We start from the raw sequence: 26672 nt of genomic DNA, 5'->3' as shown, positions 1-26672 counted from the left end.
ACATCCTATCTCTAGAGGCGGCTGGACAAGTCGTCCAAGGCCGCCTTCAACTCAGTGAACTGGAAAGTGAAACCGGCCGCCAACAGGCGTTCGGGCAAAGCTTTCTGGCCGCCCAGCAACAAACCGGACAACTCGCCCAACCCCACCTTCAACACGAAGGCCGGCATGGGCATGAACGCCGGGCGGTGCAGCACCTGGCCCAACGTCTTGGCAAACTCGCGGTTACGCACCGGGTGCGGCGCGCAGGCATTATAGGGACCGCGGGCGTCGTGCTGGTGCAGAAGAAAATCTATCAGCGCGATTTGATCGTGGATATGCACCCACGGCATCCACTGCCGGCCATTCCCAATCGGCCCGCCCAGTGCCAGCTTGAACGGCAGCAACAGCCGCGACAAAAAGCCGCCCTCGGCCGCCAGCACCAGCCCGGTACGCACCAGCACCACGCGAATGCCCAGGGCTTCGGCGCGCTGGGCGGTTTCTTCCCAGGCGACGCACAACTGGCTGGGGAAATCGTCCTGCACCGGGCCGCTGGCTTCGGTCAGTTCGCGCTCGCCGCCGTCGCCGTACCAGCCCACGGCAGAACCGGAAATCAACACCGCCGGTTTCTCCACCAGGCCTTCCAGCCACACCAGCAGGGTTTCGGTCAGACTGATGCGGCTGCTCCACAGCAGCGCCTTGCGTTTATGCGTCCAGGGGCGATCGGCGATCGGCGCGCCGGCCAGATTAATGACCGCGTCCACCGGGCCGATAACCTCTTGCAGGCTGGCGACACCGCGCACCGCATCGCCACATAACCGGGCGACCTGTTCAGGGCGACGGCTCCACACCGTCAGGCGATGCCCTTGCGCCAGCCAATGTTGGCAGAGTTGACGGCCGATCAGGCCGGTACCGCCGGTCAGCAAAATATGCATGGGATCTTCCTCATGTAACGTTCGCCACCGATCACTGGTCTATTTTATAAGCAGGGATCATTTGCAATCGGGCGTGACATTGATTTAAGCCTCAGCTTTAACCATAGGTCACGCCAAACGATCAGGTACGCCAAAACTTATACCAAAAAACAATATTGTACAGCTATTGGTGTCGGCGTAGTCTGTACCCAACGGTAAAACGAGGCCTCCCATGACTGTCCCCATCGCGATCATCGGCACCGGCATCGCCGGTCTCTCCGCCGCCCGAGCGTTACGAGACGCCGGGCATGTTGTACAACTCTTCGATAAAAGCCGCGGCAGTGGTGGCCGCATGTCCAGCAAGCGCAGCGACGCCGGCGCACTGGACATGGGCGCGCAGTACTTCACCGCCCGCGACCGCCGCTTCGTCAACGAAGTGCAGCGCTGGCAAAGCAATGGCTGGGCCGAGCAATGGAAGCCGCAGCTGTATAACTTCAAGTCCGGCGAACTCACGCCCTCCCCCGATGAACAGATCCGCTGGGTCGGCACGCCGCGCATGAGCGCCATCACCCGCGCCCTGCTCGACGACCTGCCGGTGCAGTTCAGCTGCCGTATCACCGAAGTGTTCCAAGGCAAACGGCACTGGAACCTGCTGGACGCCGACGGCGGCAACCATGGTCCGTTCAGCCACGTCATCATCGCCACGCCCGCCCCGCAAGCGACCGCCCTGCTGGCCGCCGCACCGAAGCTGGCAAGTGCCGCCGCCGGCGTGAAGATGGACCCGACCTGGGCCATCGCGCTGGCCTTCGACAAGCCGCTGGAAACCCCGATGGAAGGCTGCTTCGTGCAAGACAGCGCCCTCGACTGGCTGGCCCGCAACCGCAGCAAACCGGGGCGCGACACCGTCCTCGACACCTGGGTGCTGCACGCCACCAGCGCCTGGAGCAAAGAACATCTGGACCTGCCCAAAGAAGCAGTGATCGAACACCTGCACGGCGCCTTCGCCGAACTGCTGCACAGCGCCATGCCCGCGCCTTCGTTCAGCCTGGCGCACCGCTGGCTCTACGCACGACCGTCCAGCGCCCATGAATTCGGCGTGCTGGCCGACGCCGACCTGGGCTTGTACGTCTGTGGCGACTGGTGCCTGTCGGGCCGCGTGGAAGGCGCCTGGCTCAGTGGCCAGGAAGCCGCGCGACGCTTGATCGAGCACCTGTAATGAACCGCATAAACCCCGCTAAATTGCTGCTGTCGAAGTGGACAGCAGCACACCCGCGCAACAAGGAAAAACACTTCCTGGTCACCGAACTGTTTTGTGATGAAGAAGGCAACGTGCTCGACATCGAGCTGCAAGCCGTCATGACCCGGCGCGGTGCACGCCTGCCCTGGCAAACCCTGCAAAGCGCCGAGGACTGGCGAATCGGCTGGAAATAGCCCTCGCACAAATACTTGTACAAACCATTTGACTTGTACAGCATCAAACCTATGATGAGATTTAGCTGTACATGCTTTTACGCTTGTACAGGAATCTTGCAGAGGTTTGCCCATGTCCAGCACCCCGTCCTTCAAGCCGAAGATTGGCATCAGCGCCTGCCTGCTGGGCGAGAACGTCCGTTTCAACGGCGGCCACAAGCAATCGCAACTCTGCAGCGAGGTGCTCGCCGCGTACTTCGACTTTGTGCCGTTGTGCCCGGAAGTGGCGATCGGCCTGGGCATTCCCCGGGAGACCATTCGCCTGGTGGGCGATGCCGCGTCCCCTCAAGCCGTCGGCAGCGTGCATCGCGAGCTGAACGTCACCGCGCCGCTGGGTGAATACGGCGAAAAAATGGCCGCCGAGCACAGCGACCTGTGCGGCTATATCTTCATGCAGAAATCGCCGTCCTGCGGCCTGGAACGGGTCAAGGTCTACCGTGAAAACGGCGCACCGGTGGACGGCGGCGGGCGTGGCATCTATGCCCAAGCCTTTTGCGCGCGCCACCCCAACCTGCCTGTGGAAGAAGACGGCCGCCTGAATGACCCGGTGCTGCGGGAAAACTTCCTGACCCGCGTCTTCGTCTACGCCAGCTGGCAACAATTGCTCGGCGAAGGCCTGAGCCGCCATCGCCTGCTGGCCTTTCACGCGCGCTACAAATACCTGCTGATGGCCCACAGCCCGGCGCATTACAAAAGCCTCGGCAACCTGCTCGGCGGCATGGCCAAGGGCGAGGACCTCGACGCATTGGGCAGCGGCTATTTCAGCGCGCTGATGAGCGGCCTGAGAAAGTGCGCCACCCGCGGCACCCACACCAATGTGCTGCAACACATCAGCGGTTACCTCAAGCAGGCCATCAGCGCCGACGACAAACAGGAAATGCAAACCGTGATCGGCCAATACCGCCAAGGCATCGTGCCGCTGGTGGTGCCGCTGACCTTGCTCAAGCACCACTTTCGCCTCCACCCGGACCGCTACATCGCGCAGCAGGCTTACTTGCAGCCACACCCGGAAAATCTCAGCCTGCGCAATGCGATCTGAACCATGAAAAACCTCATGACCACAGCCTTGCAAGACGAACCCGGCGAAGATATCGCCCAAGCCCTCGAAGACGGCTGGCTGCCGATCCGTGAAGTGGCGCGCCAGACCGGCGTCAACGCCGTGACCCTGCGCGCCTGGGAGCGCCGCTATGGCCTGATCGTGCCGCAGCGCACGCCCAAGGGTCACCGGCTGTTCAGCCACGACCATGTGCAACGCATCCACACCATCCTCACCTGGCTCAATCGCGGCGTGCCGGTCAGCCAGGTGAAAAACCTGATCGACTCCGCGCACGTCGCTCCCGACGCCGTCGAAAACGAATGGCACACCCTGCGCCAGACCCTGGTGCAGGCCATCAGCGCGCTGGCCGAACGCCGGGTCGACGATGCCTTCAACCAGGCCATGGCGCTCTACCCGCCGCGCACCCTGTGCGAACAACTGCTGCTGCCGCTGCTCCGCGAACTGGAGCAACGCTGGCAGGGCCAATTCGGCGCGCAGATGGAACGGGTGTTCTTCCTGTCCTGGTTGCGCAGCAAGTTCGGCGCGCGGATCTATCACAACAATCGCCAGTTGCACGGCGCACCGCTGCTGCTGGTGAATCATTCCGACCTGCCCCTGGCACCGCACCTGTGGCTCAGCGCCTGGCTGGCCAGCAGCGCCGACTGCCCGGTGGAAGTCTTCGACTGGCCGCTGCCGACCGGTGAACTGGCGCTGGCCGTGGAACACCTGCAACCGCGGGCGGTGCTGCTGTATTCCAGCCAGGCGCTCCATTTGTCGGCACTCGCAAAACTTCTGGGCGGCATCGCTTGCCCAAAGTTGATCGTCGGACCAACGGTATGCATCCACCAGGCCGAGCTGACGGCATTAGCCGGCGACACCCCTGAATTGTTCGTCGCCGAAAACCCGTTGTCGGCTCACCAGATACTGATCCAGCAGGGACTTGTTTAAATGCACTTGATCTGGCTGCGCACCGACCTGCGCCTGCATGACAACACCGCCCTGACCGCCGCGAGCCAGCGCGGCCCGGTGGCGGCCGTGTACCTGATCACCCCGCAGCAATGGCTGGCCCACGATGATGCACCGTGCAAAGTCGACTTCTGGCTGCGCAACCTGCAGCACTTGAGCCAGGCCCTCGGCGCGCTGAATATTCCCTTGCTGATCCGCCGCGCCGCGACCTGGGACCAGGCGCCCGCCGTACTCGGCCAACTGTGCCGCGAGCTATCGGTCGAGTCGGTCCACGTCAACGAGGAATACGGCATCCACGAAAGCCGTCGCGATGCGGCGGTGGCCAAGGCTTTGGAAGCCGACGGCGTGAGCTTCCACCGTTACCTCGACCAATTGTTTTTCCAGCCCGGCAGCGTACTGACCAAGACCGGCACCTACTTCCAGGTGTTCAGCCAGTTCCGCAAGGTGTGCTACGCCCGCCTGCACAGCGCCCTGCCGCGCCGGGTGGCCACGCCCAAGGCTCAAGCGGCCCTCGCGCTGACCAGCGACCCGGTACCGCAACAGGTCGACGGTTTCGAAACGCCGAGCGAAACGCTGCGCGCCCTCTGGCCCGCCGGTGAAGACGAAGCGCGCCGCCGCCTCGACGCATTCGCCGCGCAGCAGATCAGCTATTACAAGGATGAGCGCGACTTCCCGGCCAAGCCCGGCACCAGCCAGCTGTCGGCGTACCTCGCGGCGGGCGTGGTTTCGCCGCGCCAGTGCCTGCATGCCGCGCTGCAGCGCAACCAGGGCGAGTTCGAAAGCGGCGATATCGGCACGATCACCTGGGTCAACGAACTGCTCTGGCGTGAGTTCTACAAGCACATCCTGGTGGGCTACCCGCGGGTGTCCCGTCACCGCGCCTTCCGCCCCGAAACCGAGGCGGTGGCCTGGCGCGACGCGCCCAACGACCTCGCAGCCTGGCAGCAGGCGCGCACCGGTTTGCCGATCATCGACGCGGCCATGCGCCAACTGCTGGAAACCGGCTGGATGCACAACCGCCTGCGCATGGTGGTGGCGATGTTCCTGACCAAGAACCTGCTGATCGACTGGCGCGAAGGCGAGCGCTTTTTCATGCGCCACCTGATCGACGGCGACCTGGCAGCCAACAATGGCGGCTGGCAGTGGAGCGCCTCCACCGGCACTGATTCGGCGCCGTATTTCCGGATTTTCAGCCCGCTGAGCCAGTCGCAGAAATTCGACCGCGACGGCGTATTCATCAAGCACTGGCTGCCGCAACTGGCGACGCTGAATAAAAACGACGTACACGACCCGCAGGCCGCTGGCGGCCTGTTCGGCGTGGCCGACTACCCGCGCTCGATCGTCGACCTGAAACACTCCCGCGAACGTGCATTGGCGGCATTCCGCAGCCTGCCGTCGCGCCAGGCCGTCGGAGCCGAACATGAGTGACTTCCTGCGCCGCTTCGCCCAGGCCTTCGCCACTCTGGACAAGCACAACCTGCACCTGCTCGACAGCCTGTACAGCAAGGACATCGTCTTCACCGACCCGCTGCACGAAGTCCAGGGGCTCACGCCGCTGCACCACTATTTCGCGCAGTTGTACGGTAATGTCAGCCAGTTGCGCTTCGACTTCCACGGCTTCGACCAGGTGGCCGAAGGCGAAGGTTACCTGCGCTGGAAAATGAGCTTTTGCCACCCGCGCCTGGCCAAGGGCAAGGTGATCCGAGTGGAAGGTTGCTCGCACCTGATGTGGCGCGACAAGGTGTACCGCCATCGGGATTATTTCGATGCCGGCGCAATGCTTTACGAACACTTGCCGGTGTTCGGCCGTGTGATCAGTTGGCTGAAAAGGAGAGTCGGATGAACCTCACACCGCCCCGTCGTTATTGGCTGACCGGCGCCAGCAGTGGCATCGGCGCCTCCCTAGCCGTGGAGCTGCTCAACAGCGGCGCCCACGTGGCCCTCAGTTCGCGCTCCAAAGGCCCGCTGCAAGCGCTCGCCCAACGCTTTCCCGGCCAAGTGCTGGTCGTGGCGGGCGACTTGACCAACAGCCAGACCGTGCGCGAAATCGGCGAACACATCGCCCAGGTCTGGGGGTCGCTGGACACCGTGATCCTCAATGCCGGCACCTGTGAATATGTCGATGCCAAGCAATTCGACGCGTCGATCGTCGAATACGTGGTACGCACCAACCTGCTCGCCAGCAGTTATTGCATCGAAGCCGCACTGCCACTGTTGCGCGCCGGGCGCGCACCGCACCTGGTGGGCGTGGCCAGCGCCGTGACCTACCTGCCGATGCCGCGCGCCGAAGCCTATGGCGCGTCCAAGGCCGGTTTGCGCTACCTGTTCGAATCCCTGCGCATCAGCCTGTCGCCGGAAAACATCGACGTCACCGTGATCAGCCCGGGCTTTGTCGACACCCCGCTGACCGAGCGCAATGACTTCCCGATGCCCCTGGCCTGGTCTGCCGACAAGGCGGCCCGGCATATCTTCGCCAAGCTGGACAAACGCCCACTGGAAATCGCCTTCCCGGCGATGTTCATCGCCACCCTGTGGCCGTTGTCGAAACTGCCGAATCGCGCGCAACTGATCATCGGCAAACGCATGCTGCGCAGCCCGCCGCCAAAAAAGGACGACCTGTGAAGATCGCGATTATCGGCAGCGGCATTGCCGGGCTGACCAGCGCCTACCTGCTCAGCCGTCGCCACGACATCACCCTGTTCGAAGCGGGCGATCGCATCGGCGGGCATACCCACACGGTCAACGTCACCGTCGAGGGTAAAAGCTATGCGGTGGACACCGGTTTTATCGTATTCAACGACTGGACCTACCCCAACTTCATCCGCCTGCTGGGTCAGGTCGGCGTGAAGTTCAAACCCACCGAGATGAGCTTTTCGGTGTGCGACCGCCGCAGCGGGTTCGAGTACAACGGCAATAACCTCAACAGCCTGTTTGCGCAGCGGCGCAATCTGTTGTCGCCGGGGTTCTGGGGCATGTTGCGCGATATTCTGCGCTTCAACCGCGAGGCGCCGGCGGACCTGCAAGCGCAACGCATCAGTGCCGACATGACCCTGGGTGACTACCTCGACGCCGGCGGCTACGGCCCGCGATTCATCCGGCATTACATCGTGCCGATGGGCGCTGCGATCTGGTCGATGTCCCTGGCGGACATGCTCGGTTTCCCCTTGCAGTTCTTTGTGCGCTTCTTCAAGAACCACGGCTTGCTGTCGGTGAGCAACCGCCCGCAATGGTGCGTGATCGAGGGCGGCTCAAGCCGCTACATCGAACCGCTGACCCGCGGCTTTCGTGAACGGATTCGCCTCGATTGCCCCGTGCATCGGGTCGAGCGCGATGCACAGGGCGTGACGATCCACAGCGCCGCGGGCACCGAAACCTTCGACAAAGTGGTGTTCGCCTGCCACAGCGACCAGGCGCTGGCCCTGCTGGGCGAGCCGAGCAGTGCCGAGCAGCAGATCCTCGGCGCCCTGCCCTACGCCGACAATGACGTGGTGCTGCACACCGACACGCGCCTGCTGCCAGACCGCAAACTGGCCTGGGCCAGCTGGAACTACCGGCTCAGCGGCAATGCACAGAGCCAGGCGGCGGTGACCTATGACATGAACATCCTGCAAGGCATCGACAGCGCCACGACCTTTTGCGTCAGCCTCAACCAGACATCGATGATCAACCCGCTGAAGATCCTCGCCCGCTACACCTATGCCCACCCGCAATACAGCCTGGCGGCCGTGGCTGCGCAAGCGCGTTGGGAAGAGTTGAGCGGTGCGCAGCATACCTATTATTGCGGCGCCTATTGGGCCAACGGCTTCCATGAAGACGGCGTGATCAGCGCCTTGCGCGTGGCCCAGGCGTTTGGAGAAGCCCTGTGAACAGCGCCTTGTACAGCGGCTGGATCGCCCATCGCCGGTTTGCGCCCAGGGCCCACGCCTTTCGCTACCGCATCGGCTTGCTGTACCTGGACTTGAGCGAACAGGACGCAGTGCTCGGGCTGTCGCCCCTGGCCGGCGCAGGTCGCCTGGCCGCCTTCGGCTTTCGCCAGCAGGATTACCTGCGTGAATTCACCCGCCACGGCATGAGCCTGAGCGATGCCGTGCGCCAGCACGTCGGCAAGGCGCTGGGGCGTACACCCCAGGGCGCTATCTGCCTACTGACTCAGGCCCGCAGTTGGGGCCTGGCGTTTAACCCGGTGAGTTTCTTCTACTGCTTCGAGGCCGACGGACAATTGGCCGCGATCCTGTGTGAAGTGACCAACACCCCATGGCGCGAGCGCTATCACTACGTGCTGCCGGCCCTGGCGCTGGGCGCCGACGAGCATCAGCACTTCGCCGTGGCCAAGGCGTTTCATGTATCGCCGTTCCTGCCGCCCGACCTGGAATACCGCATGAGCTTCAGCCCGCCCGCCGCCAGGCTTGGGGTCCACATGGCCGACTGGCAGGGCGATCGGAAAGTCTTCGACGCCACCTTGAGCCTGCAGCGCGAAGCCCTCAGCCGCGCCAGCCTGCACCGCTATCTGTGGCGCTTTCCGTGGATGACCGCCAAGACCTGCCTGGCGATCTATTGGCAGGCCCTGCGCCTGTTGCTCAAACGCACACCGATTTTTCCCCATCAGGCCGCCGATGGCGCCTCTCGCACCGCCGTCGGGTACACCAAGGATCGCCGCCATGAAATCCCCTAGCTTATCGGTCAAGGCCAACCGCCTGAACGTCAACGGCGTGACCACCGCACTGCTGCGCAAAGCCGTGCTGCGGCAACTCAGTCAATTGCGCCACGGCCAACTGGTGCTGATCGAAGACGGCGAACGCCAAGTGTTCGGCGCCCGCGAAGCGCATCTGCTGGGCGAGATCCAGATCCTCGATTCGGCGGTGTGGGGCCTGGTGGCGGCCAACGGCTCGATCGGTGCGGGCGAAGCGTTTATCCACGGTTATTGGAGCAGCCCGGACCTGACCGCCGTGGTGCGTGTGATGGTCAGCAACCTGGAGGTGCTCGACGCGCTGGAGGGCGGCCTGGCCAAGCTGGCGCGGCCGTTCACCCAAGGCTTGCATTGGCTCAACCGCAATACGCGCAAGGGTTCGCAGAAGAACATCGCCGCCCACTATGACCTGGGCAACGACCTGTTCGAAGAATTCCTCGACCCGACCATGATGTATTCAGCGGCGCAGTTCCTGAGCGCCGAAGACACCCTGGAACAGGCGCAACTGAACAAGCTGGAACGCATCTGCCAGAAACTCGCGCTTAAACCCACCGACCATCTGCTGGAGATCGGCACCGGCTGGGGTAGCATGGCGTTGTACGCGGCGCGGCACTATGGCTGCAAAGTCACCACCACGACCTTGTCCAGGGAACAGTTTGTCTACACCCAGCAACGCATCGCCGCCATGGGGCTGCAAGACCAAGTGACGCTGCTGTTGCAGGACTACCGCGACCTGAGCGGCCAATACGACAAGCTGGTGTCCATCGAAATGATCGAAGCGGTGGGCCATCGCTTCCTGCCGACCTACTTCAAACAGTGCGCGCGCCTGCTCAAGAGCGATGGGCTGATGCTGCTGCAAGCCATCACCATCCGTGAGCAACGCTTTGAACAGGCCAAGAACAGCGTCGACTTCATCCAGCGCTATATCTTCCCCGGCGGCGCCCTGCCCTGTGTGCAGAACATGCTGCAGATCATCAGCCGCGACACCGACATGAACCTGCTGCACATGGAAGATTTCGGCCTGCATTACGCGCGAACCCTGCGCTTGTGGCATGAGAACTTTCGCCGCGCTCACGGCCGTCTCATGGAATTGGGCTACGACGAATACTTCCTGCGGTTGTGGGAGTTTTACCTGTGCTACTGCGAAGGCGGCTTTATGGAGCGCACCATCGGCACCGCGCAGTTGCTGCTGGCCAAGCCGGCAGCCATCAACCCGCCGTTGCTTGGGCGTTTCAGTGCTTAACCAATGCGCCGGGTACGCTAACGTCTGTCAGCCCTTTCACACCTGTGTCACCCGCTTGCCTTACACTGCGTACCTATGACCAACATCCCCCACACCCAAATCACCACCCCCGCCGTCACCTGCTCGACGTGCGCGGCCTGCTGCTGCCAGCTGGAAGTCATGCTGATCACCGACACGGGCGTGCCCGAGCGCTATATCGACACCGACGATTGGGGCGGCGAAGTCATGCTGCGCCTGGACGACGGCTGGTGCGCGGCGCTGGACCGGGACACGATGATGTGTACGATTTATACGCGTCGGCCGCTGATCTGCCGGGAATTCGAGATGGGCGCGCCGGAATGCCTGACCGAACGCGAAGGGATTGCGACCGCTTACCGCTGATCTCAGGCCGACGAATATCTCAATGTGGGAGGGGGCTTGCCCCCGATAGCAGTGGGTCAGTTGGCAAATTCTGCGACTGACACTGCGCTATCGGGGGCAAGCCCCCTCCCACAGGGTTTTGCAGGGCAACGAGTAGTTTTCGATGCCACCGAACGCGAACGGATTGCGACCGCTTACCGCTGATCTCAGGCCGACAAATATCTCAATGTGGGAGGGGGCTTGCCCCCTCCCACAGGGTTTTGCAGGGTTCTGAAGTTACAGCGGCATCGTGTAGTGCAACGAGTAGTTTTCGATGCCGTCGTTATGGTCGCTGAGCCCGGCGTTGGAGTAGTGCATGGCACGAATGCCCACTTCATGCCCGCCGTTAAAGCGCAAACCGAAACCCAGACGGTCTTCGAACTGGAAGGCCTGGCCGAGGTTGTTGTCTTCCAACCGCGTGCGGGAGAATGCCGCCACCCCGATCCCGGCCTCGATGTAAGGTTTTACCGATTCCCCGGCGAACTCATACACAAATACCGGGGAGAACGACAGGCTGCTCGCGCCTGCACGGTGATCACCTTCCCAATAGGTGTATGCACCACTCCAATAGCCGGTCAGGCGACCGACGTCGCTCTGCATCCAGCTCTTATCCCAATCCGACGTCAGCCCCAATCGATAGGTGAGCGTCGAATCACCGGTGGCCCCCAGGCCAAACTCAAGGCCGGCGGCCTGCGCCGAAAAAGAGTGTCCCACCACAACGGCCGCAATCGCGGCCAAACAGAACAAGCGCTTCATAAGAAACATCCTTTCCGAACGAAGTTATAGGTTTTTACACAGGGAAATCTCGCTTATAGAAGCCGACTCACTGTCAGAAATTCAGCGTCTAACGGCGAATTTTGACGAAATTTTCACGAGCCGAAGCTTCTCACAACTCCGGGATGTTTCCATAGTGTCGGTAGGATATTTCTTAGATGACACACATCGCCGCTGGTCCAGAACTGGGCAGGGCCCGGAGTGCCGGCGGCCAGCAGATCGCGTTCGCCGAGCAGGCGCTTGAGTTGGCGGGCCACGGCGGCGCCGGTGTCGATCAGGCTGATGCCGGGGGGCAGCATCTGCGCCAGGAGCGGCTTGAGGAAGGGGTAGTGGGTGCAACCGAGGATGATGGTGTCGCAGCCGGCGCTGAGCAACGGTTCGACATAGCTTTGCAACAACTGGCGCAGGGCCGGGTTGCCCAGGTCGCCGGTTTCAATCAGTTCCACCAGGCCTGGGCACGGCCGGGTGATCACCCGCACATCGGTGGCGAAACGGTCGAGCAACGCGGCGAACTTGGCGCTCTGCAGGGTGCCGGTGGTGGCGAGTACGCCGACCACGCCACTGCGGGTCGCAGCGGTGGCGGGTTTGACGGCGGGTTCCATCCCCACCAGCGGCCAGTCGGGGTAGCTCTTGCGCAAGTCGGCCACGGCAGCAACGGTCGCTGTGTTGCAGGCAATCACCAAGGCTTTGGCGCCGCGCTCGCGGAAAAACTCTGCAACCCGGTGTAAACGCTCGCAAATAAAGGCCGGCGTTTTCTCGCCGTAGGGGATGTACCCGCAATCGGCGACGTACAGCAGCGACTCATGGGGCAACAGTTGCTGGATTTCCTCGAGCACCGTCAACCCGCCGATACCGGAGTCGAACACACCGATCGGTGCATCCTTAACCATGCTGCGCCCCACACACACTGCAACCGGGATCGCGCTTGACGCGCAACTCACGGAAACGCGTGGTCAAGGCATCGATCAGCAACAAGCGTCCGACCAGGGGCTCACCGAAACCGGCGAGCAACTTCAATGCTTCCAGGGCCTGCAGGCTGCCGACCAGACCGACCAGCGGGCCGACCACGCCGGCTTCGCTGCAGGTCAGTTCGGTGTCGCTGCCGTGCCCGTATAAACAGTGGTAGCACGGGCTGTCGGCGCGCCGCGGGTCAAATACCGACAGTTGCCCATCCAGGCGGATCGCCGCGCCGCTGACCAACGGCTTGCCGGCGGCCACGCAGGCGGCGTTGACCGCTTCGCGGGTGGAAAAATTGTCGCTGCAATCGAGCACCACATCCACCGCCGCCACTGCCGCGGCCAGGGAGTCGGCATCCAGCGCAGTGCGATGGGTGAGCAGTTTGACCTCGGGGTTGAGCGCGGTCAGACGGCGGATGGCCGAATCGACCTTGCTCAGGCCGACACTGTCCGTGTCATGGATGATCTGGCGTTGCAGGTTGGTCAGGTCGACGGTGTCGAAATCCGCCAGATGCAACTCGCCGACCCCGGCCGCCGCCAGGTACAGCGCCACGGGCGCGCCCAGGCCGCCGAGGCCGACGATCAAGGCGCGACCGTTTTTCAGGCGCAATTGGCCGTCGATGTCGACCTGTTTCAACAGAATCTGTCGGCTATAGCGCAACAGCTCCTGGTCGCTCAGCATGGCCGGCGCCCCAGGCTGATGCGTTCGTGGCCGCCGAGGTCGATGCGGCTGTGGACGCCTTCAAAGCCCTGACTCAGCAGCAGGTCACGCACCGCCGCGGCCTGGTCGTAACCGTGTTCCAGCAACAACCAACCGCCCGCGTTGAGGTGGGCCGGCGCCTCGGCGATGATCAGCCGCAGGTCGTCCAACCCATCATGGCCCGCCACCAGCGCGCTGGCCGGCTCAAAACGCACGTCGCCAGCCGCCAGGTGCGGATCGTTGGCGGCGATGTAGGGCGGGTTGCTGATGATCAGGTCGTAGGTGTGGCCTTGCAACGCGCTGAACCAATGACTGTTGAGCACAGTGGCATTGTGCAGGTTCAGGCGCTGGCGATTGCGTTCGGCCAGGGCCACGGCTTCGAGTACGCGGTCGACGGCGGTGATGTGCCAGGCCGGGCGCTCGCTGGCCAGGGCCAGGGCGATGGCGCCGCTGCCGGTGCCGAGGTCGAGCACCTTGGCCGGCGTGGCGGGCAACAATTCCAGGGCCGCCTCGACCAGCAGTTCGGTGTCCGGGCGCGGGATCAGCGTGTGGGGCGCGACTTCCAGGTCCAGCTTCCAGAAACCTTGCTGGCCGAGGATGTAGGCCACCGGCTCACCGGCGCGGCGGCGTTGCAGGTAATCGGCGAAGGTCAGCGCGGCTTCGCTGCTGACGATTTTTTCCGGCCAGGTGTGCAGGTAGCTGCGGGACTTGCCCAGGGCAGCCGCGAGCAACAGCTCCACGTCCAGGCGTGCGGTGGGCGAGTCGGGCAGGTCGGCGGCGCGGAGCAGGCTGGCGATGATGGTCATTTATTCACCTATCGCCGCCAATTGGTCGGCCTGGTATTCGACGAGCAACGGCTCGATCACCGCGTCGATGCCACCGGCGAGAATCTCGTCCAGGGAGTAGAGCGTGAGGTTGACCCGGTGGTCGGTGACCCGGCCCTGGGCAAAGTTGTAGGTGCGGATGCGCTCGGAACGGTCGCCCGAGCCCACCAGCAGTTTGCGTTCACTGGCAATCGCGTTGGCGGCGGCGCTGGTCTGCTGGTCATTCAGCTTGGCCGACAGCCAGGACATGGCCCGCGCCCGGTTCTTGTGCTGCGAACGCTCTTCCTGGCATTCAACCACGATGCCCGACGGCAAGTGCGTGATGCGGATCGCCGAGTCGGTCTTGTTGATGTGCTGACCACCGGCACCGGATGAACGGTAGGTGTCGACGCGCAGGTCCGCCGGGTTGATCTCGATGGCTTCCTGCTCGTCCGGCTCGGGCAACACCGCCACGGTACACGCCGAGGTGTGGATACGGCCTTGGGATTCGGTGGCCGGCACCCGTTGCACGCGGTGCGCGCCGGACTCGAATTTCAGCTTGCCGTACACGTTGTCGCCTTCGACGCGGGCGATGACTTCTTTATAGCCGCCGTGTTCGCCTTCGTTCTCGGACAGGATCTCGACGCGCCAACCACGCCGCTCGGCATAACGCGAGTACATGCGGAACAGGTCGCCGGAGAAAATCGCCGCCTCGTCGCCGCCGGTGCCGGCGCGGATTTCGAGGAAGACGTTGCGCCCGTCGTTGGGGTCCTTGGGCAGCAGCATGCGTTGCAGGTCGCCTTCGAGCTCGGCCAGTTTGTCTTTGGCTTCACGGACTTCTTCCACGGCCATTTCACGCATGTCCGGGTCGCTGTCCTTGAGCAGGGCCTGGGCGCCCTCCAGGTCGGCCTGTACTTTCAACAGGTTCTGATAGGTGAGCACAATGGGCTCAACTTCGGCGTATTCCTTGGAATAAGCGCGGAACTTGGCCTGATCGGAGATGACCTCGCCGTCGCCGAGCAACGCAGTCAGTTCTTCGAAACGGTCCTGGAGCACGTCCAGTTTGTTGAGCAGTGACGCTTTCATTACGGTTTTTTATCCGAAGAGCTATCTGACGCGCCCTCACCGAGGGCAAAGAGTTCCTGCGCCATGGCCAGCGCATCGAGGCGGCCTTCGGCAGTGAGTTTTTTCAGTTGTACGCTGGGAGCGTGCAGCAACTTGTTGGTCAAGCCGCGGGCCAGTTGCATCAGCACGTCTTCGGCGTTGCCGCCATTGGCCAGTAAGCGCTGGGCCTTGCTCAACTCCTCGTCGCGCAGGCGTTCGCCCTGCTGACGATACGCCTTGAGCACGTCCACCGCCGCCAGTTCGCGCAGGCGCACCATGAAGTCTTCGGCGCCGACGCTGACCATTTCCTCGGCGGCCTGGGCTGCGCCCTGACGGCTCTTGAGGTTTTCGGCGACCACTTCGTGCAGATCGTCGACGCTATACAGGTAAACGTCGTCCAACTCGCCGACTTCAGGCTCGATATCCCGGGGAACGGCAATATCCACCATGAAGATCGGCTTGTGCTTGCGCAGCTTCAGCGCGCTTTCTACCGCGCCTTTACCCAGGATCGGCAACTGGCTGGCGGTGGAACTGATGACGATGTCGCTGCGCACCAGCTCGGCCGGGATATCGGCCAGCAGCACGGCGTGGGCGCCGAACTGTTCGGCGAGGATGCTGGCACGCTCCAGGGTGCGGTTGGCCACCACGATACGCTTCACGCCGAGGTCGTGCAGGTGACGGGCGACCAGGGTGATGGTCTCGCCGGCACCGATCAGCAAGGCCTGGCTGCGCTGCAAGTCGCTGAAAATCTGTTTGGCTAGGCTGACGGCGGCAAACGCCACGGACACCGGGTTTTCCCCGATGGCGGTGTCGGTGCGTACCTGCTTGGCGGAATTGAACGTGGCCTGGAACAGGCGCCCCAGCAGCGGCCCCACGGTGCCAGCCTCACGCGCCACGGCGTAGGCGGATTTCATCTGGCCGAGGATCTGCGGCTCGCCCAGGACCAGCGAATCGAGACCGGACGCCACACGCATCATGTGACGAACTGCCGCATCGTCCTCATGCACATAAGCGCTCGCGCGCAGGTCATTGAAGTCCAAATGGTGGTAATCGGCCAGCCAGCGCAGCACGACATCCGCTGAAAGATGCTCCTGCTCTATATAAAGCTCGCTGCGATTGCAGGTGGAAAGGATCGCAGCTTCGCGGCTGTCGGTGAGTCGGCAGAGCTGCTGCAAGGCCTCAACCAACTGCTCAGGCGTAAACGCCACGCGCTCGCGCACGTCTACGGAGGCAGTCTTGTGGTTAATACCGAGTGCGAGGAAGGCCATTCAATATCGCTGATGATGTCGGGAAGCCGACAATTGTCCTACTTCGATAGATTCAGAACAACCACCGTCGTCTATTGTCCCTATACGTTGTGCCTATAAAGGCATCCACTGAGACTCGGTTATGTTTGGCCGAAGGCTTGTGTCATGATGATCCGACCGCAGGTTAGTCGTCCTCTTCCTATATGAATAGATCCTCCGCGTTGCTCCTCGCTTTTGTCTTCCTCAACGGCTGCCAGTCCATGGCCCCCGTGTCGACCGACGGTACACCGCCGGTGGAAGAGAGCACCCCAGCCCCTGAAAAGCCCAAGGTTTACTCCTCGTTCACTGAAGATACGGTGTACAGCCTGCTGACCGCAGAACTGGCCGGCCAGCGCAATCGTTTCGATATTGCGCTGGATAATTACGTGACCCAGGCCATCAATACGCAAGATCCGGGCATCTCGGAGCGGGCGTTTCGCATCGCCGAGTACCTGGGGGCCGACCAGGCTGCGCTGGACACCTCGCTGATCTGGGCGAAAAACGCGCCGGACGACCTGGAGGCACAACGGGCGGCAGCCATTCAATTGGCGCGCTCGGGGCGCTACGACGACTCCATGACCTATATGGAGAAAGTCCTGCAGGGCAAGGGCGACACGCATTTCGACTTTCTTGCGCTGTCGGCGGCCGATACCGACCAGGACACGCGCAACGGGCTGATGAAGAGTTTCGACCGCCTGCTGCAAAAACACCCGAAGAACAGCCAGCTCGTGTTCGGCAAGGCCTTGCTGCTGCAACAGGACGACGAAGCCGAAGCCGCGCTGAAGCTGCTGGAACAGAACCCGCCGGAAGAAGGCGAGATCGCGCCGATCCTGCTGCGCGCACGCCTGTTGCAGAACCTCAATCGCGGCAAGGAAGCGATTCCGCTGCTGGAAAAAAGCATCAAGAAGTACCCGGACGACAAGCGCCTGCGCCTGACTTACGCGCGCACGCTGGTGGAGCAGGACCGCATGGAGGACGCCAAAGTGCAGTTCGCCAACCTGGTCCAGCAATACCCGGACGATGACGAATTGCGCTACTCCCTGGCGCTGGTGTGCCTGGAAGCCAAGGCCTGGGACGAGGCCAAGGGCTATCTGGAAGAGTTGATCGAGCGCGAAAGCCATGTGGACTCGGCGCACCTGAACCTCGGCCGCATCGCCGAAGAAAACAACGACCCCCAGGCCGCCCTGCTCGAATACGCCAAGGTCGGCCCCGGCAACGACTACCTGCCCGCCCAGTTGCGCCAGGCCGACATTCTGATGAGCAACGGGCGCACCGACGAGGCGGAAAAACGCCTGGTCGCGGCGCGCGAGGCGGAACCGGACTACGCGATCCAGCTGTACCTGATCCAGGCCGAAACCTTGTCGGCCAACAATCAGGCCGAGCGCGCCTGGAAAGTCTTGCAACAAGCCTTGCTGCAATACCCCGACGACCTGAACCTGCTCTACACCCGTGCGATGCAGGCGGAAAAACGCAATGACCTGGCGCAGATGGAAAAAGACCTGCGCCTGATCATCAAGCGCGACCCGGACAACGCCATGGCGCTCAATGCCCTGGGCTACACCCTGTCCGACCGCACCACGCGTTACGCCGAAGCCAAGGTGCTGATCGAACAGGCCCACAAGCTCAACCCGGAAGACCCGGCCGTACTCGACAGCCTGGGCTGGGTGAACTACCGCCTGGGCAACCTGGACGAGGCTGAGCGCCTGCTGCGCCAGGCGCTGGAGCGCTTCCCCGACCAGGAAGTCGCCGCCCACCTGGGCGAAGTGCTCTGGGCCAATGGCAAACAGCGCGAAGCCCGACAAATCTGGGAAAAGTTCCTCAAGGAACAACCCGAAAGCCCCATCCTGCGCGGCACCATCAAGCGCCTGACCGGTTCCGAGACCCTTTAAGTTTATGTTCTTGCGCCACTTTATCGTTTTCAGCTTCATCGCCTTGCTCGCCGGTTGCGCGGGCTTCGGTGCCCGCGAGTCCGTTGAGGGCCAGGGCAACCCGGCGCAATGGAAACAGCACAAGGCCCAGCTCAGCAGCATCGATGGCTGGCAGATCGAAGGAAAAGTCGGAGTACGCGCGCCGAAAGATTCCGGCAGCGGCACCTTGTTCTGGCTGCAACGCCAGGACTACTACGATATCCGCCTGTCCGGCCCATTGGGGCGCGGCGCCGCCCGCCTGACCGGCCGACCGGGGCAAGTCAGCCTCGAAGTGGCCAACCAGGGTCGCTACGAAGCCGTCTCCCCGGAGGCGCTGCTGGAAGAGCAGATCGGCTGGAAACTACCGGTGTCGCATCTGGTCTGGTGGGTACGCGGCTTGCCCGCCCCCGACAGCAAAAGCCGCCTGAGCCTCAATGGCGACAGCCGCCTGGCCTCCCTGGAGCAGGACGGCTGGCAGGTCGAATACCTGAGCTACGTGCAACAGAGCGGTTATTGGCTGCCCGAGCGGATCAAACTGCACGGCACCGACCTTGATATCACGCTGGTGATCAAGGACTGGCAACCACGCAAGCTGGGGCAATAACGTGACCGTAGAGAAACTGACCCTGCCCTCCCCGGCCAAACTCAATCTGATGCTGCACATCCTGGGACGCCGCGACGACGGCTACCACGAGTTGCAGACGCTGTTTCAATTTCTCGACTACGGCGATGAACTGACATTCGCCGTGCGCGACGATGGCGTGATCCGACTGCACACCGAATTCGAAGGGGTGCCCCACGACAGCAACCTGATCGTGAAGGCCGCGAAAAAACTTCAGGCGCAATCGGGTTGCGCCCTGGGCATCGACATCTGGATCGATAAAATCCTGCCCATGGGCGGCGGCATCGGTGGCGGCAGCTCGAATGCCGCGACCACACTGCTGGGCCTGAACCACTTGTGGAAGCTCGGCTGGGACCTCGATCGCTTGGCCGCACTGGGCCTGACACTGGGCGCCGACGTCCCGGTTTTCGTGCGTGGGCACGCGGCTTTTGCCGAGGGCGTGGGAGAAAAACTCACCCCGGAAAACCCCGAAGAGCCTTGGTATGTCGTGCTTGTCCCGCAAGTATCTGTAAGTACAGCAGAAATTTTTTCAGATCCACTGTTGACACGTAACTCTCCTCCCATTAAAGTGCGCCCCGTTCCCAAGGGAAACAGTCGAAATGACTGCTTACCGGTTGTAGCAAGGCGTTATCCAGAAGTACGTAACGCTTTGAATTTGTTAGGTAAATTTACCGAAGCAAAATTAACCGGCACTGGAAGTTGTGTGTTTGGGGGCTTCCCAAACAAAGCTGAAGCTGATAAAGTCTCGGCCCTTCTTACAGAGACCCTTACAGGGTTTGTAGCGAAAGGAAGCAACGTTTCGATGTTGCATCGCAAGCTGCAAAGTCTGCTCTAAAAGGAACCGAGTACTGGGTACTCGTTGCAACAGATACAGGGGCGTCGCCAAGCGGTAAGGCAGCAGGTTTTGATCCTGCCATGCGTTGGTTCGAATCCAGCCGCCCCTGCCATTTTCCTTTACTCATCCAGGTTACCCTCAGCCTCTAGGTACTGCGCGTGTCCAAGATGATGGTCTTTACGGGGAACGCCAACCCCGATCTGGCTCGACGTGTTGTTCGTCAGCTGCATATCCCTCTCGGTGACATCTCTGTCGGTAAATTCTCCGACGGCGAAATTACCGCCGAGATCAATGAAAACGTCCGCGGTAAAGACGTCTTCATTATCCAGCCGACCTGCGCTCCGACCAACGATAACCTGATGGAACTCGTCGTGATGGCTGATGCCTTCCGCCGCTCCTCAGCGACTCGAATCACAGCTGTAATCCCTTACTTTGGTTATGCCCGTCAGGATCGCCGTCCGCGTTCCGCACGTGTAGCTATCAGCGCGAAAGTCGTGGCTGACATGCTCACCGTGGTAGGCATCGACCGTGTTCTCACGGTTGACCTGCACGCTGACCAAATCCAGGGGTTCTTCGATATTCCGGTAGATAACATCTACGGCTCCCCCGTATTGGTGGATGACATCGAAGACCAGCGCTTTGAAAACCTGATGATCGTGTCCCCGGACATTGGTGGCGTCGTGCGTGCACGGGCTGTCGCCAAATCCCTGGGCGTTGATCTCGGGATCATCGACAAACGCCGCGAGAAAGCCAATCACTCTGAAGTGATGCATATCATCGGTGATGTCGAAGGGCGTACCTGTATTCTGGTTGATGACATGGTCGACACCGCCGGCACCCTGTGCCACGCGGCGAAAGCCTTGAAAGAGCACGGTGCGGCAAAAGTCTTCGCCTACTGCACACACCCTGTGCTGTCGGGCCGAGCGATCGAGAACATCGAGAACTCAATGCTGGACGAACTGGTGGTGACCAACACCATCCCGTTGTCCGCTGCAGCTCAAGCCTGTCCGCGTATCCGCCAACTGGATATCGCACCGGTAGTTGCCGAAGCGGTTCGCCGCATCAGCAACGAAGAATCGATCAGCGCGATGTTCCGTTAAGGGTCAAACCTTCGGATCACCTCACTGACGAAAAGCGCCCCGCCCCGGCATATTGTCGGGGCGGGGCTTTTTTGCCCATATCGCCTTTAGCGCTGGTCGCAAACGCTGGGGCGAATGTGGTTATTTTGGAGATACAACATGAACGAATTTATTCTGAATGCTGAAGTGCGTTCCGACCTGGGGAAAGGTGCGAGCCGCCGCCTGCGTCGTCTCGCAAGCCTGGTTCCAGCTGTAGTTTACGGTGGCGACAAAGCCCCTGAGTCCATCAGCATGCTGGCCAAAGAAGTTGCCAAACTGCTGGAAAACGATGCGGCCTACAGCCACATCATTTCGCTGAACGTCGGCGGCACCAAGCAGAACGTCATCATCAAGGCCCTGCAACGTCACCCAGCTAAAGGCCACGTGCTGCACGCTGACTTCGTTCGCGTCGTTGCCGGCCAGAAACTGACCGCCGTCGTGCCTGTGCACTTTGTTGGTGAAGAAGCTCCGATCAAAAAAGGCGGCGAAGTTTCGCACGTTGTTGCCGAGATCGAAGTGACCTGCCTGCCGAAAGACCTGCCTGAGTTCATCGAAGTCGACCTGTCGGCTCTGGAAATCGGCGAAATCCTGCACCTGTCCGACCTCAAAGCCCCTAAAGGCGTTGAGTTTGTCGCACTGGTTCACGGTGATGACAAAGCGGTTGCCAACGTTCACGCTCCACGCGTTGCTCCAGAAGCTGAAGAAGGCGCTGCAGAGTAATTCACTCTGTATTGCCGGAGCTTGAGGAAACATCGCGGACCGAAACGTAGCGAGAAAGCGGGCGATAACGCGACGTTTACTCTTGAGTAAATGATCCCTTGTCGTCCACTTTCGCCGCACTCAGGTCGGCATTGTTATCCACAACTCCAAAGGAAGGGCCCCTGTCGTGACTGCCATTAAACTGATCGTTGGCCTGGGAAATCCAGGCGCAGAATACGAACAGACCCGGCATAACGCGGGGGCCCTTTTTGTTGAGCGCATCGCCCACGCCCAAGGTGTAAACCTGGTGGCCGATCGCAAGTATTTCGGCCTGACCGGACGCTTTTCGCATCAGGGTCAGGATGTTCGTCTGTTGATTCCCACCACCTACATGAACCGCAGCGGCCAGGCTGTCGCGGCGCTTGCGGGGTTCTTCCGGATCAAACCCGAAGAAATCCTGGTGGCCCATGACGAACTGGACCTGCCACCCGGCGTTGCCAAGCTCAAGCAAGGCGGCGGGCATGGCGGGCACAATGGCCTGCGCGACATCATCGCGCAGCTGGGCAATCAGAATACCTTTTACCGTCTGCGGCTCGGCATTGGCCACCCAGGCGTTGCCAGTATGGTTTCAAATTTCGTCCTGGGTCGTGCGCCACGCGCCGAACAGGAAAAACTCGATGCCTGCATCGACTTTGCCCTCGGCGTGCTGCCGGATATCCTCGCCGGGGAATGGAACCGCGCGATGAAAAACCTGCACAGCCAGAAGGCCTGACTCTTTTCCGAGGGGAAACACCATGGGATTCAATTGCGGCATCGTCGGCCTGCCCAACGTCGGCAAATCCACCCTGTTCAACGCGCTGACCAAGTCCGGTATTGCGGCGGAGAACTTCCCCTTCTGCACCATCGAACCCAACAGCGGTATCGTGCCGATGCCGGACCCACGCCTGGACGCCCTGGCCGTGATCGTCAACCCCAAGCGCATCCTGCCGACCACCATGGAATTCGTCGACATCGCCGGCCTGGTGGCCGGTGCGTCGAAAGGTGAAGGCCTGGGCAACAAGTTCCTGGCCAACATCCGCGAAACCGATGCCATCGCCCACGTGGTCCGCTGCTTTGAAGACGAGAACGTGATTCACGTTTCCAACAGCGTCGACCCGAAACGCGACATCGAGATCATCGACCTGGAACTGATCTTCGCCGACCTCGACAGCTGCGAGAAGCAACTGCAGAAAGTCGCGCGTAACGCCAAGGGTGGCGACAAGGACGCCGTGGTCCAGAAAGGCCTGCTGGAGCAGCTGATCGCCCACTTCACCCTGGGCAAGCCGGCACGCAGCCTGATGAAGACCATGGGTGCTGACGAGAAGGCCGCGGTCAAGGGCTTCCACCTGCTGACCACCAAGCCGGTGATGTACATCGCCAACGTCGCCGAAGACGGCTTCGAGAACAACCCGCTGCTCGACGTGGTCAAGGCCATCGCCGACGAAGAAGGCGCGATCGTGGTTCCGGTGTGCAACAAGATCGAAGCGGAAATCGCCGAGCTCGATGACGGCGAAGAAAAAGACATGTTCCTCGAGGCTCTGGGCCTGGAAGAGCCTGGCCTGAATCGCGTGATCCGCGCCGGTTACGAAATGCTCAACCTGCAGACCTACTTCACCGCCGGTGTCGAAGAAGTCCGCGCCTGGACCGTCAAGGTCGGCGCCACCGCGCCACAGGCCGCCGGCGTGATCCACACCGACTTCGAAAAAGGCTTTATCCGCGCCGAAGTGATCGCCTACAACGACTTCATCCAGTACAAGGGTGAAGCCGGTGCCAAGGAAGCCGGTAAATGGCGCCTGGAAGGTAAGGAATATATCGTCAAGGACGGCGATGTGATGCACTTCCGTTTCAACGTGTAAGCGTTGTCGGAATCAAAGAAGCCGCGTTTATTCGCGGCTTTTTTGTGGGCGCTTTGAAGGCATGCGAGCCATTCGATCTGAACTCTCGGCAATAAATGCATGGCTAACGCTAGAAAAAGGCATTGGGCGGGTGACCAGACCTTCCCAATGCCAAACGACCTGATTTAATTTGCCTTGAATCGCTTAACCCAGGGTGTTCAGACACACCACCTTGGGCTGGGTCATTTCCTCATAGGCAAAGCGCACCCCTTCCCGGCCGAGGCTGCCGTACTTGGAGCCGCCAAACGGCATGGCATCGAAACGATAGTCGGACGAATCGTTGATCATCACGCCACCCGCCTCGATCCGCCGCGCCGCACTCATCGCCGTCGCCAGATCATTGGTGAAGATACCCGCGTGCAGGCTGTAATCGGGTTCATTGGCCAACGAGATGGCCTCATCGAAGGTTTCGAAAGGCTGCAACACGACCACTGGGGCAAACACTTCGTTGCGCCACAGGCGACTGGCATGATCGACATTTTCCAGCACGGTCGCGGCGTAGCACGAGCCCTCGCGCCGGTGGCCGCAAAGTAACCTGGCGCCCTCCTCCAACGCTTCGTTTACCACTTGCTCGGCCTTCTGCGCCGCTTGGGGGGTAATCATCGGGCCGATGTCGGTGCTGGCAAGCAATGGGTCTCCGGTCACCAGTTTCTGCGCCAGGCTGACAAAGTGCTCGCGAAAACGCGCGTAGATCGACGCCTGGATCAGCAGGCGCTGAGTGCCGATGCAGTTCTGTCCCGCCGCCCAGAAAGCCCCGGACAGGCAACTGTCGACGGCGGCCGCAAGGTTGCAGTCCGCCATGACGATCACCGGCGCATTGCCGCCCAAGTCCATGGCGAGCTTCTTCAGGCCGGCCGTGCGGGCAATCTGCTCGCCGGTGACGAAGCCGCCAGTAAAGGAAATCATCCGCACCTCACGGGAGGCGACCAAGGCCTTGCCCAGTTCCGCGCCGCCGGTGGCGACGGTGACCACCGACTCGGGCAACCCGGCCTTAACCAGACACGAGACCAATTTGATGGCCGACAACGGCGCCAGCTCAGACGGTTTGAGAATCACCGCGTTGCCGCCGGCAATGGCCGGACCGAGCTTGTGCGCCACCAGATTCAATGGATCGTTGTACGGGGTGATCGCGACGATCAGGCCCAGCGGCTCGCGGGAGAACCAGCCCTGGCGCGACTCGGAGCCCTCATAGGCATCGAAAGGCACCACTTCCCCGGCATTGCGCCTGGCCTCTTCGGCAGAAAGCTTGAGGGTGTTGACGCAGCGTTTGACCTCTTTTTCCGCCTGTTTGAGGGTCTTGCCGGCTTCGTCGACAATCAGCCGGGCAAATGCCGGGGCATCGCGTTCGATGTGCAAGGCGGCCTGTTCGAGAATGCGTGCCCGACGATGACGCGGTAGTTCGGCGCAGGCTTGTGCACCGCTGCGACCCTGCACCAGCAACTGCGGCACCTGCGATGCACAAACATCCGCTACGGTCCCGATAACAGTCCCGTCAAAGGGGTTGAAGACTTCGATGTGCGGCGCCACGGCAGCCAGCGCAAGACTCGATAGTTTCACAGGCGTTCTCCTAGTTGTGCGCAACAGACTGATGGATGCTGATGATGTCCGACAGCAACGCAAACGCTGTTTCCGTGCGCCCAGCTCCCGGCCCCGAAACCGTCACAGCGCCGAGCAAATCGGTGGCGAACGACACGGCATTGGTGGCGCCGCAGATACCGGCCAGCGGATGATCATGGTTCAACAGGCGCGGCTCGACACTGGCACTGACCGAACCATCGGCATGACGCGTGGCCGCGCCGATAAGCCTCCAGCGTGCTCCGTCCTGCCGGGCTTTTTCGATGTCGCCAAGGCCAAGTGAGGAAATACCGCTGCAACTGACATCGTTGACGTTCAGCTTGGCGTCCAGCAGCTCGTTGGCCAGAATCACCACCTTCAGACGTACATCATGCCCCTCGACGTCCGCCGTTGGGTCGGCTTCGGCATACCCCAATGCCTGTGCCTCACTGACCGCCTCGGCGAAACCCAGGCCGCCTTCCATGCGGGTCAGGACGAAGTTGGACGTGCCGTTGAGAATCCCCTCGAAACCGACAACCGAACTGCCCGCCAGCAACTGCCTGGCCAGGCGGATCACCGGTGTGCCGCTCATCACCGAACCTTCGTATTCAAAGACGACGTTATTGCGCTGGGCCAGGTCTTTCAGCTCGCCACCGTGCAGGGCAATCGGTCCCTTGTTGGTGGTGACCACATGTTTGCCGTTCTCCAGCGCCCAGCGGCAGAACGAAGTAGCCGGCTCACCATCCACCGGGTTGGTAAAGGTCGCTTCGGCAATGATGTCCGCACCGGACGCCTTGATCACCGCTTCGTTGAGGGCTACGGCTTCGCCCCCCGGCAGTTGCGCGAAAGCGCCCTTGACCGCTGGAAGATTGGCCAGCAACGCGGCATCCAACCCGTCGCGACCGATCACCGAACCGAGGAACAGATCAGTGACGCCGACGATTTTCAGGGTAAAACCCAGTTCGTTTTTCCAACTGTCGTTACGCTCGGCAATCAGCTGAGCCAGCGCCCGGTTGACACCACCGAAGCCGACCAGCGCCAGTTTGTATTCAGTCATTTTTTATTGTCCTTGATCTGGGTGATGGGTTGTTGGGCACTAGATTAGGGACACGTCCTAGGCAGTGAAATATGCCAATTTGCTCTATTTCATGGGCGTTTTGACCAGTGCCTGGGCAAAGCGTCCGGGCATAAAAAAAGCCAACCGAAGTTGACTTTTTCACAACAAAAAACCGGCTAGACAACAGACGATAAAACGAATGAAGTCACCGTGTTTTCCACGCCCGGCAGCGCGGAGATTTCATTCCAGACCTTATGCACCCGCTCCGGGCTCGCAGCGCCGACGCGCAGCATCAGGTCGAACTCGCCGCTCATGACATCGCACTCGATGACTTCCGGTATTGCCCGCAAAGCCTGCAGCACATCCGCGCCGCGCATGCGGTCGTAGCGATAGACAAAAATCACCGCATTGATGCTCGAAGAGGCTTGTCGCCCCTCCCCCGTTCGCACCGTATACCCCTGTATCGCACCGTCGCGCTCGAGCCGTTCGATCCGTTGGCGCACGGCATTGCGCGACAGATTGACCTTGGTCGCCAGCTCGGCGTGGGCCGCCCGGGCATTGAGCCGCAGCTCAGCGATGATACGTTCATCGAGCGGGTCCAGAATGCGCTTCACTTGACCTCCTGCGGCAAC

At 61.6% G+C, this 26672-nt stretch carries 28 protein-coding genes and 1 tRNA gene; 19 read left to right on the top strand and 10 right to left on the bottom strand.

From position 1 onward, the window contains the following. Nucleotides 1-11: 11 nt before the first annotated feature. Entirely contained in the window at nucleotides 12-911 is a 900-nt protein-coding gene (locus JN756_RS03935) for a TIGR01777 family oxidoreductase (protein ID WP_201021800.1), read from the bottom strand. A 211-nt stretch (nucleotides 912-1122) separates the two neighbouring features. On the opposite strand from JN756_RS03935, the gene JN756_RS03930 reads away from it, so the two are divergent. From JN756_RS03930 to JN756_RS03880, 11 genes are all read left to right on the top strand, one after another. After that, nucleotides 1123-2106, top strand: coding sequence for an NAD(P)/FAD-dependent oxidoreductase (locus JN756_RS03930; protein WP_057005761.1), 984 nt, complete (start codon nucleotides 1123-1125; stop codon nucleotides 2104-2106). Continuing rightward, nucleotides 2106-2321, top strand: a complete 216-nt coding sequence (locus JN756_RS03925) for a TIGR02450 family Trp-rich protein (protein ID WP_169881239.1) — start codon at nucleotides 2106-2108, stop codon at nucleotides 2319-2321. Before JN756_RS03930 ends, JN756_RS03925 begins: the two co-directional genes overlap by 1 nt. Nucleotides 2322-2433: 112 nt before the next feature. After that, a complete protein-coding gene (locus JN756_RS03920) occupies nucleotides 2434-3399 on the top strand; it encodes a YbgA family protein (protein ID WP_201021799.1) in 966 nt (321 codons plus the stop codon). 15 nt (nucleotides 3400-3414) lie between these two features. Beyond that, nucleotides 3415-4344 (top strand): MerR family transcriptional regulator, encoded by a 930-nt coding sequence (locus JN756_RS03915; protein WP_201021798.1) that lies wholly within the window; start codon nucleotides 3415-3417, stop codon nucleotides 4342-4344. Further along, nucleotides 4345-5790: a deoxyribodipyrimidine photo-lyase gene (gene phrB, locus JN756_RS03910; RefSeq protein ID WP_057005762.1), complete on the top strand. Its 1446-nt coding sequence runs from the start codon at nucleotides 4345-4347 to the stop codon at nucleotides 5788-5790. Beyond that, complete coding sequence (locus tag JN756_RS03905; protein ID WP_057005763.1) at nucleotides 5783-6205, top strand: nuclear transport factor 2 family protein; 423 nt, start codon at nucleotides 5783-5785, stop codon at nucleotides 6203-6205. Before phrB ends, JN756_RS03905 begins: the two co-directional genes overlap by 8 nt. Continuing rightward, a complete protein-coding gene (locus JN756_RS03900; protein WP_201021797.1) occupies nucleotides 6202-6984 on the top strand; it encodes an SDR family NAD(P)-dependent oxidoreductase in 783 nt (260 codons plus the stop codon). The genes JN756_RS03905 and JN756_RS03900 overlap by 4 nt, the downstream gene beginning before the upstream one ends. Next, entirely contained in the window at nucleotides 6981-8228 is a 1248-nt protein-coding gene (locus tag JN756_RS03895; RefSeq protein ID WP_104903970.1) for an NAD(P)/FAD-dependent oxidoreductase, read from the top strand. Before JN756_RS03900 ends, JN756_RS03895 begins: the two co-directional genes overlap by 4 nt. Continuing rightward, a complete protein-coding gene (locus JN756_RS03890; RefSeq protein ID WP_201021796.1) occupies nucleotides 8225-9034 on the top strand; it encodes a DUF1365 domain-containing protein in 810 nt (269 codons plus the stop codon). Before JN756_RS03895 ends, JN756_RS03890 begins: the two co-directional genes overlap by 4 nt. Then, the gene (locus JN756_RS03885) at nucleotides 9021-10292 is read left to right on the top strand and encodes an SAM-dependent methyltransferase (RefSeq protein WP_017845512.1); all 1272 of its coding nucleotides are present in this window, start codon (nucleotides 9021-9023) and stop codon (nucleotides 10290-10292) included. Before JN756_RS03890 ends, JN756_RS03885 begins: the two co-directional genes overlap by 14 nt. Nucleotides 10293-10367: 75 nt before the next feature. Beyond that, nucleotides 10368-10673: a YkgJ family cysteine cluster protein gene (locus JN756_RS03880; RefSeq protein WP_026139835.1), complete on the top strand. Its 306-nt coding sequence runs from the start codon at nucleotides 10368-10370 to the stop codon at nucleotides 10671-10673. A gap of 255 nt (nucleotides 10674-10928) precedes the next feature. On the opposite strand, the gene JN756_RS03875 is transcribed toward JN756_RS03880, so the two are convergent. The 6 genes from JN756_RS03875 to hemA form a co-directional block, all read right to left on the bottom strand. Beyond that, nucleotides 10929-11447: an acyloxyacyl hydrolase gene (locus tag JN756_RS03875; protein WP_046384755.1), complete on the bottom strand. Its 519-nt coding sequence runs from the start codon at nucleotides 11445-11447 to the stop codon at nucleotides 10929-10931. Nucleotides 11448-11560: 113 nt separating this feature from the next. Continuing rightward, nucleotides 11561-12355: a glutamate racemase gene (murI, locus tag JN756_RS03870; RefSeq protein WP_201021795.1), complete on the bottom strand. Its 795-nt coding sequence runs from the start codon at nucleotides 12353-12355 to the stop codon at nucleotides 11561-11563. Continuing rightward, nucleotides 12348-13103 (bottom strand): molybdopterin-synthase adenylyltransferase MoeB, encoded by a 756-nt coding sequence (locus tag JN756_RS03865; RefSeq protein WP_057005742.1) that lies wholly within the window; start codon nucleotides 13101-13103, stop codon nucleotides 12348-12350. The genes murI and JN756_RS03865 overlap by 8 nt, the downstream gene beginning before the upstream one ends. Continuing rightward, nucleotides 13097-13927: a peptide chain release factor N(5)-glutamine methyltransferase gene (prmC, locus tag JN756_RS03860; RefSeq protein ID WP_128191611.1), complete on the bottom strand. Its 831-nt coding sequence runs from the start codon at nucleotides 13925-13927 to the stop codon at nucleotides 13097-13099. The genes JN756_RS03865 and prmC overlap by 7 nt, the downstream gene beginning before the upstream one ends. Next, nucleotides 13928-15010 carry a peptide chain release factor 1 gene (prfA, locus tag JN756_RS03855; RefSeq protein ID WP_017844400.1) on the bottom strand — a complete coding sequence of 361 codons (1083 nt, stop codon included), beginning with the start codon at nucleotides 15008-15010 and terminating at the stop codon, nucleotides 13928-13930. It abuts the gene before it with no gap. Continuing rightward, nucleotides 15010-16296, bottom strand: a complete 1287-nt coding sequence (gene hemA / locus JN756_RS03850) for a glutamyl-tRNA reductase (RefSeq protein ID WP_017844401.1) — start codon at nucleotides 16294-16296, stop codon at nucleotides 15010-15012. The genes prfA and hemA overlap by 1 nt, the downstream gene beginning before the upstream one ends. Nucleotides 16297-16478: 182 nt before the next feature. Here hemA and JN756_RS03845 point away from each other — a divergent pair, with 182 nt between their 5' ends. From JN756_RS03845 to ychF, 8 genes are all read left to right on the top strand, one after another. Further along, nucleotides 16479-18203 (top strand): tetratricopeptide repeat protein, encoded by a 1725-nt coding sequence (locus JN756_RS03845; protein WP_201021794.1) that lies wholly within the window; start codon nucleotides 16479-16481, stop codon nucleotides 18201-18203. A gap of 4 nt (nucleotides 18204-18207) precedes the next feature. After that, nucleotides 18208-18825 carry a lipoprotein insertase outer membrane protein LolB gene (lolB, locus tag JN756_RS03840; RefSeq protein WP_046488043.1) on the top strand — a complete coding sequence of 206 codons (618 nt, stop codon included), beginning with the start codon at nucleotides 18208-18210 and terminating at the stop codon, nucleotides 18823-18825. 49 nt (nucleotides 18826-18874) lie between these two features. Next, complete coding sequence (gene ispE / locus JN756_RS03835) at nucleotides 18875-19678, top strand: 4-(cytidine 5'-diphospho)-2-C-methyl-D-erythritol kinase (protein ID WP_236255127.1); 804 nt, start codon at nucleotides 18875-18877, stop codon at nucleotides 19676-19678. A gap of 37 nt (nucleotides 19679-19715) precedes the next feature. Next, nucleotides 19716-19790 (top strand) — tRNA-Gln (locus JN756_RS03830). 46 nt (nucleotides 19791-19836) lie between these two features. Next, nucleotides 19837-20778, top strand: coding sequence for a ribose-phosphate pyrophosphokinase (locus JN756_RS03825; protein ID WP_017844405.1), 942 nt, complete (start codon nucleotides 19837-19839; stop codon nucleotides 20776-20778). A 138-nt stretch (nucleotides 20779-20916) separates the two neighbouring features. Then, complete coding sequence (locus tag JN756_RS03820; protein ID WP_017844406.1) at nucleotides 20917-21516, top strand: 50S ribosomal protein L25/general stress protein Ctc; 600 nt, start codon at nucleotides 20917-20919, stop codon at nucleotides 21514-21516. Between the two features lie 166 nt (nucleotides 21517-21682). Beyond that, nucleotides 21683-22267, top strand: coding sequence for an aminoacyl-tRNA hydrolase (pth, locus tag JN756_RS03815; protein ID WP_017844407.1), 585 nt, complete (start codon nucleotides 21683-21685; stop codon nucleotides 22265-22267). 22 nt (nucleotides 22268-22289) lie between these two features. Continuing rightward, a complete protein-coding gene (ychF, locus tag JN756_RS03810) occupies nucleotides 22290-23390 on the top strand; it encodes a redox-regulated ATPase YchF (protein ID WP_046384760.1) in 1101 nt (366 codons plus the stop codon). Nucleotides 23391-23573: 183 nt separating this feature from the next. Here the strand turns inward: ychF and JN756_RS03805 are convergent, their stop codons facing one another. The 3 genes from JN756_RS03805 to JN756_RS03795 form a co-directional block, all read right to left on the bottom strand. Further along, entirely contained in the window at nucleotides 23574-24986 is a 1413-nt protein-coding gene (locus JN756_RS03805; RefSeq protein ID WP_046384761.1) for an aldehyde dehydrogenase family protein, read from the bottom strand. Nucleotides 24987-24996: 10 nt separating this feature from the next. Then, nucleotides 24997-26040 carry a homoserine dehydrogenase gene (locus JN756_RS03800; RefSeq protein WP_046384762.1) on the bottom strand — a complete coding sequence of 348 codons (1044 nt, stop codon included), beginning with the start codon at nucleotides 26038-26040 and terminating at the stop codon, nucleotides 24997-24999. A gap of 176 nt (nucleotides 26041-26216) precedes the next feature. Then, entirely contained in the window at nucleotides 26217-26654 is a 438-nt protein-coding gene (locus JN756_RS03795; protein ID WP_046384763.1) for an Lrp/AsnC family transcriptional regulator, read from the bottom strand. Nucleotides 26655-26672: the final 18 nt, after the last annotated feature.

It is taken from the genome of Pseudomonas sp. Y39-6 (assembly GCF_023651955.1).
GTDB lineage: Bacteria > Pseudomonadota > Gammaproteobacteria > Pseudomonadales > Pseudomonadaceae > Aquipseudomonas > Aquipseudomonas veronii.
The sequence above is the reverse complement of the archived record's forward strand: the minus strand, read 5'-3'. Positions and strand labels throughout refer to the sequence as shown.

Coding starts and splice junctions, on each gene's coding strand:
- JN756_RS03935 (WP_201021800.1), bottom strand. CDS start 911: ATGCATATTTTGCTGACCGGCGGTACCGGCCTGATCGGCCGTCAACTC.
- JN756_RS03930 (WP_057005761.1), top strand. CDS start 1,123: ATGACTGTCCCCATCGCGATCATCGGCACCGGCATCGCCGGTCTCTCC.
- JN756_RS03925 (WP_169881239.1), top strand. CDS start 2,106: ATGAACCGCATAAACCCCGCTAAATTGCTGCTGTCGAAGTGGACAGCA.
- JN756_RS03920 (WP_201021799.1), top strand. CDS start 2,434: ATGTCCAGCACCCCGTCCTTCAAGCCGAAGATTGGCATCAGCGCCTGC.
- JN756_RS03915 (WP_201021798.1), top strand. CDS start 3,415: ATGACCACAGCCTTGCAAGACGAACCCGGCGAAGATATCGCCCAAGCC.
- phrB (WP_057005762.1), top strand. CDS start 4,345: ATGCACTTGATCTGGCTGCGCACCGACCTGCGCCTGCATGACAACACC.
- JN756_RS03905 (WP_057005763.1), top strand. CDS start 5,783: ATGAGTGACTTCCTGCGCCGCTTCGCCCAGGCCTTCGCCACTCTGGAC.
- JN756_RS03900 (WP_201021797.1), top strand. CDS start 6,202: ATGAACCTCACACCGCCCCGTCGTTATTGGCTGACCGGCGCCAGCAGT.
- JN756_RS03885 (WP_017845512.1), top strand. CDS start 9,021: ATGAAATCCCCTAGCTTATCGGTCAAGGCCAACCGCCTGAACGTCAAC.
- JN756_RS03880 (WP_026139835.1), top strand. CDS start 10,368: ATGACCAACATCCCCCACACCCAAATCACCACCCCCGCCGTCACCTGC.
- JN756_RS03875 (WP_046384755.1), bottom strand. CDS start 11,447: ATGAAGCGCTTGTTCTGTTTGGCCGCGATTGCGGCCGTTGTGGTGGGA.
- murI (WP_201021795.1), bottom strand. CDS start 12,355: ATGGTTAAGGATGCACCGATCGGTGTGTTCGACTCCGGTATCGGCGGG.
- JN756_RS03865 (WP_057005742.1), bottom strand. CDS start 13,103: ATGCTGAGCGACCAGGAGCTGTTGCGCTATAGCCGACAGATTCTGTTG.
- prmC (WP_128191611.1), bottom strand. CDS start 13,927: ATGACCATCATCGCCAGCCTGCTCCGCGCCGCCGACCTGCCCGACTCG.
- prfA (WP_017844400.1), bottom strand. CDS start 15,010: ATGAAAGCGTCACTGCTCAACAAACTGGACGTGCTCCAGGACCGTTTC.
- hemA (WP_017844401.1), bottom strand. CDS start 16,296: ATGGCCTTCCTCGCACTCGGTATTAACCACAAGACTGCCTCCGTAGAC.
- JN756_RS03845 (WP_201021794.1), top strand. CDS start 16,479: ATGAATAGATCCTCCGCGTTGCTCCTCGCTTTTGTCTTCCTCAACGGC.
- lolB (WP_046488043.1), top strand. CDS start 18,208: ATGTTCTTGCGCCACTTTATCGTTTTCAGCTTCATCGCCTTGCTCGCC.
- ispE (WP_236255127.1), top strand. CDS start 18,875: ATGCTGCACATCCTGGGACGCCGCGACGACGGCTACCACGAGTTGCAG.
- JN756_RS03820 (WP_017844406.1), top strand. CDS start 20,917: ATGAACGAATTTATTCTGAATGCTGAAGTGCGTTCCGACCTGGGGAAA.
- ychF (WP_046384760.1), top strand. CDS start 22,290: ATGGGATTCAATTGCGGCATCGTCGGCCTGCCCAACGTCGGCAAATCC.
- JN756_RS03800 (WP_046384762.1), bottom strand. CDS start 26,040: ATGACTGAATACAAACTGGCGCTGGTCGGCTTCGGTGGTGTCAACCGG.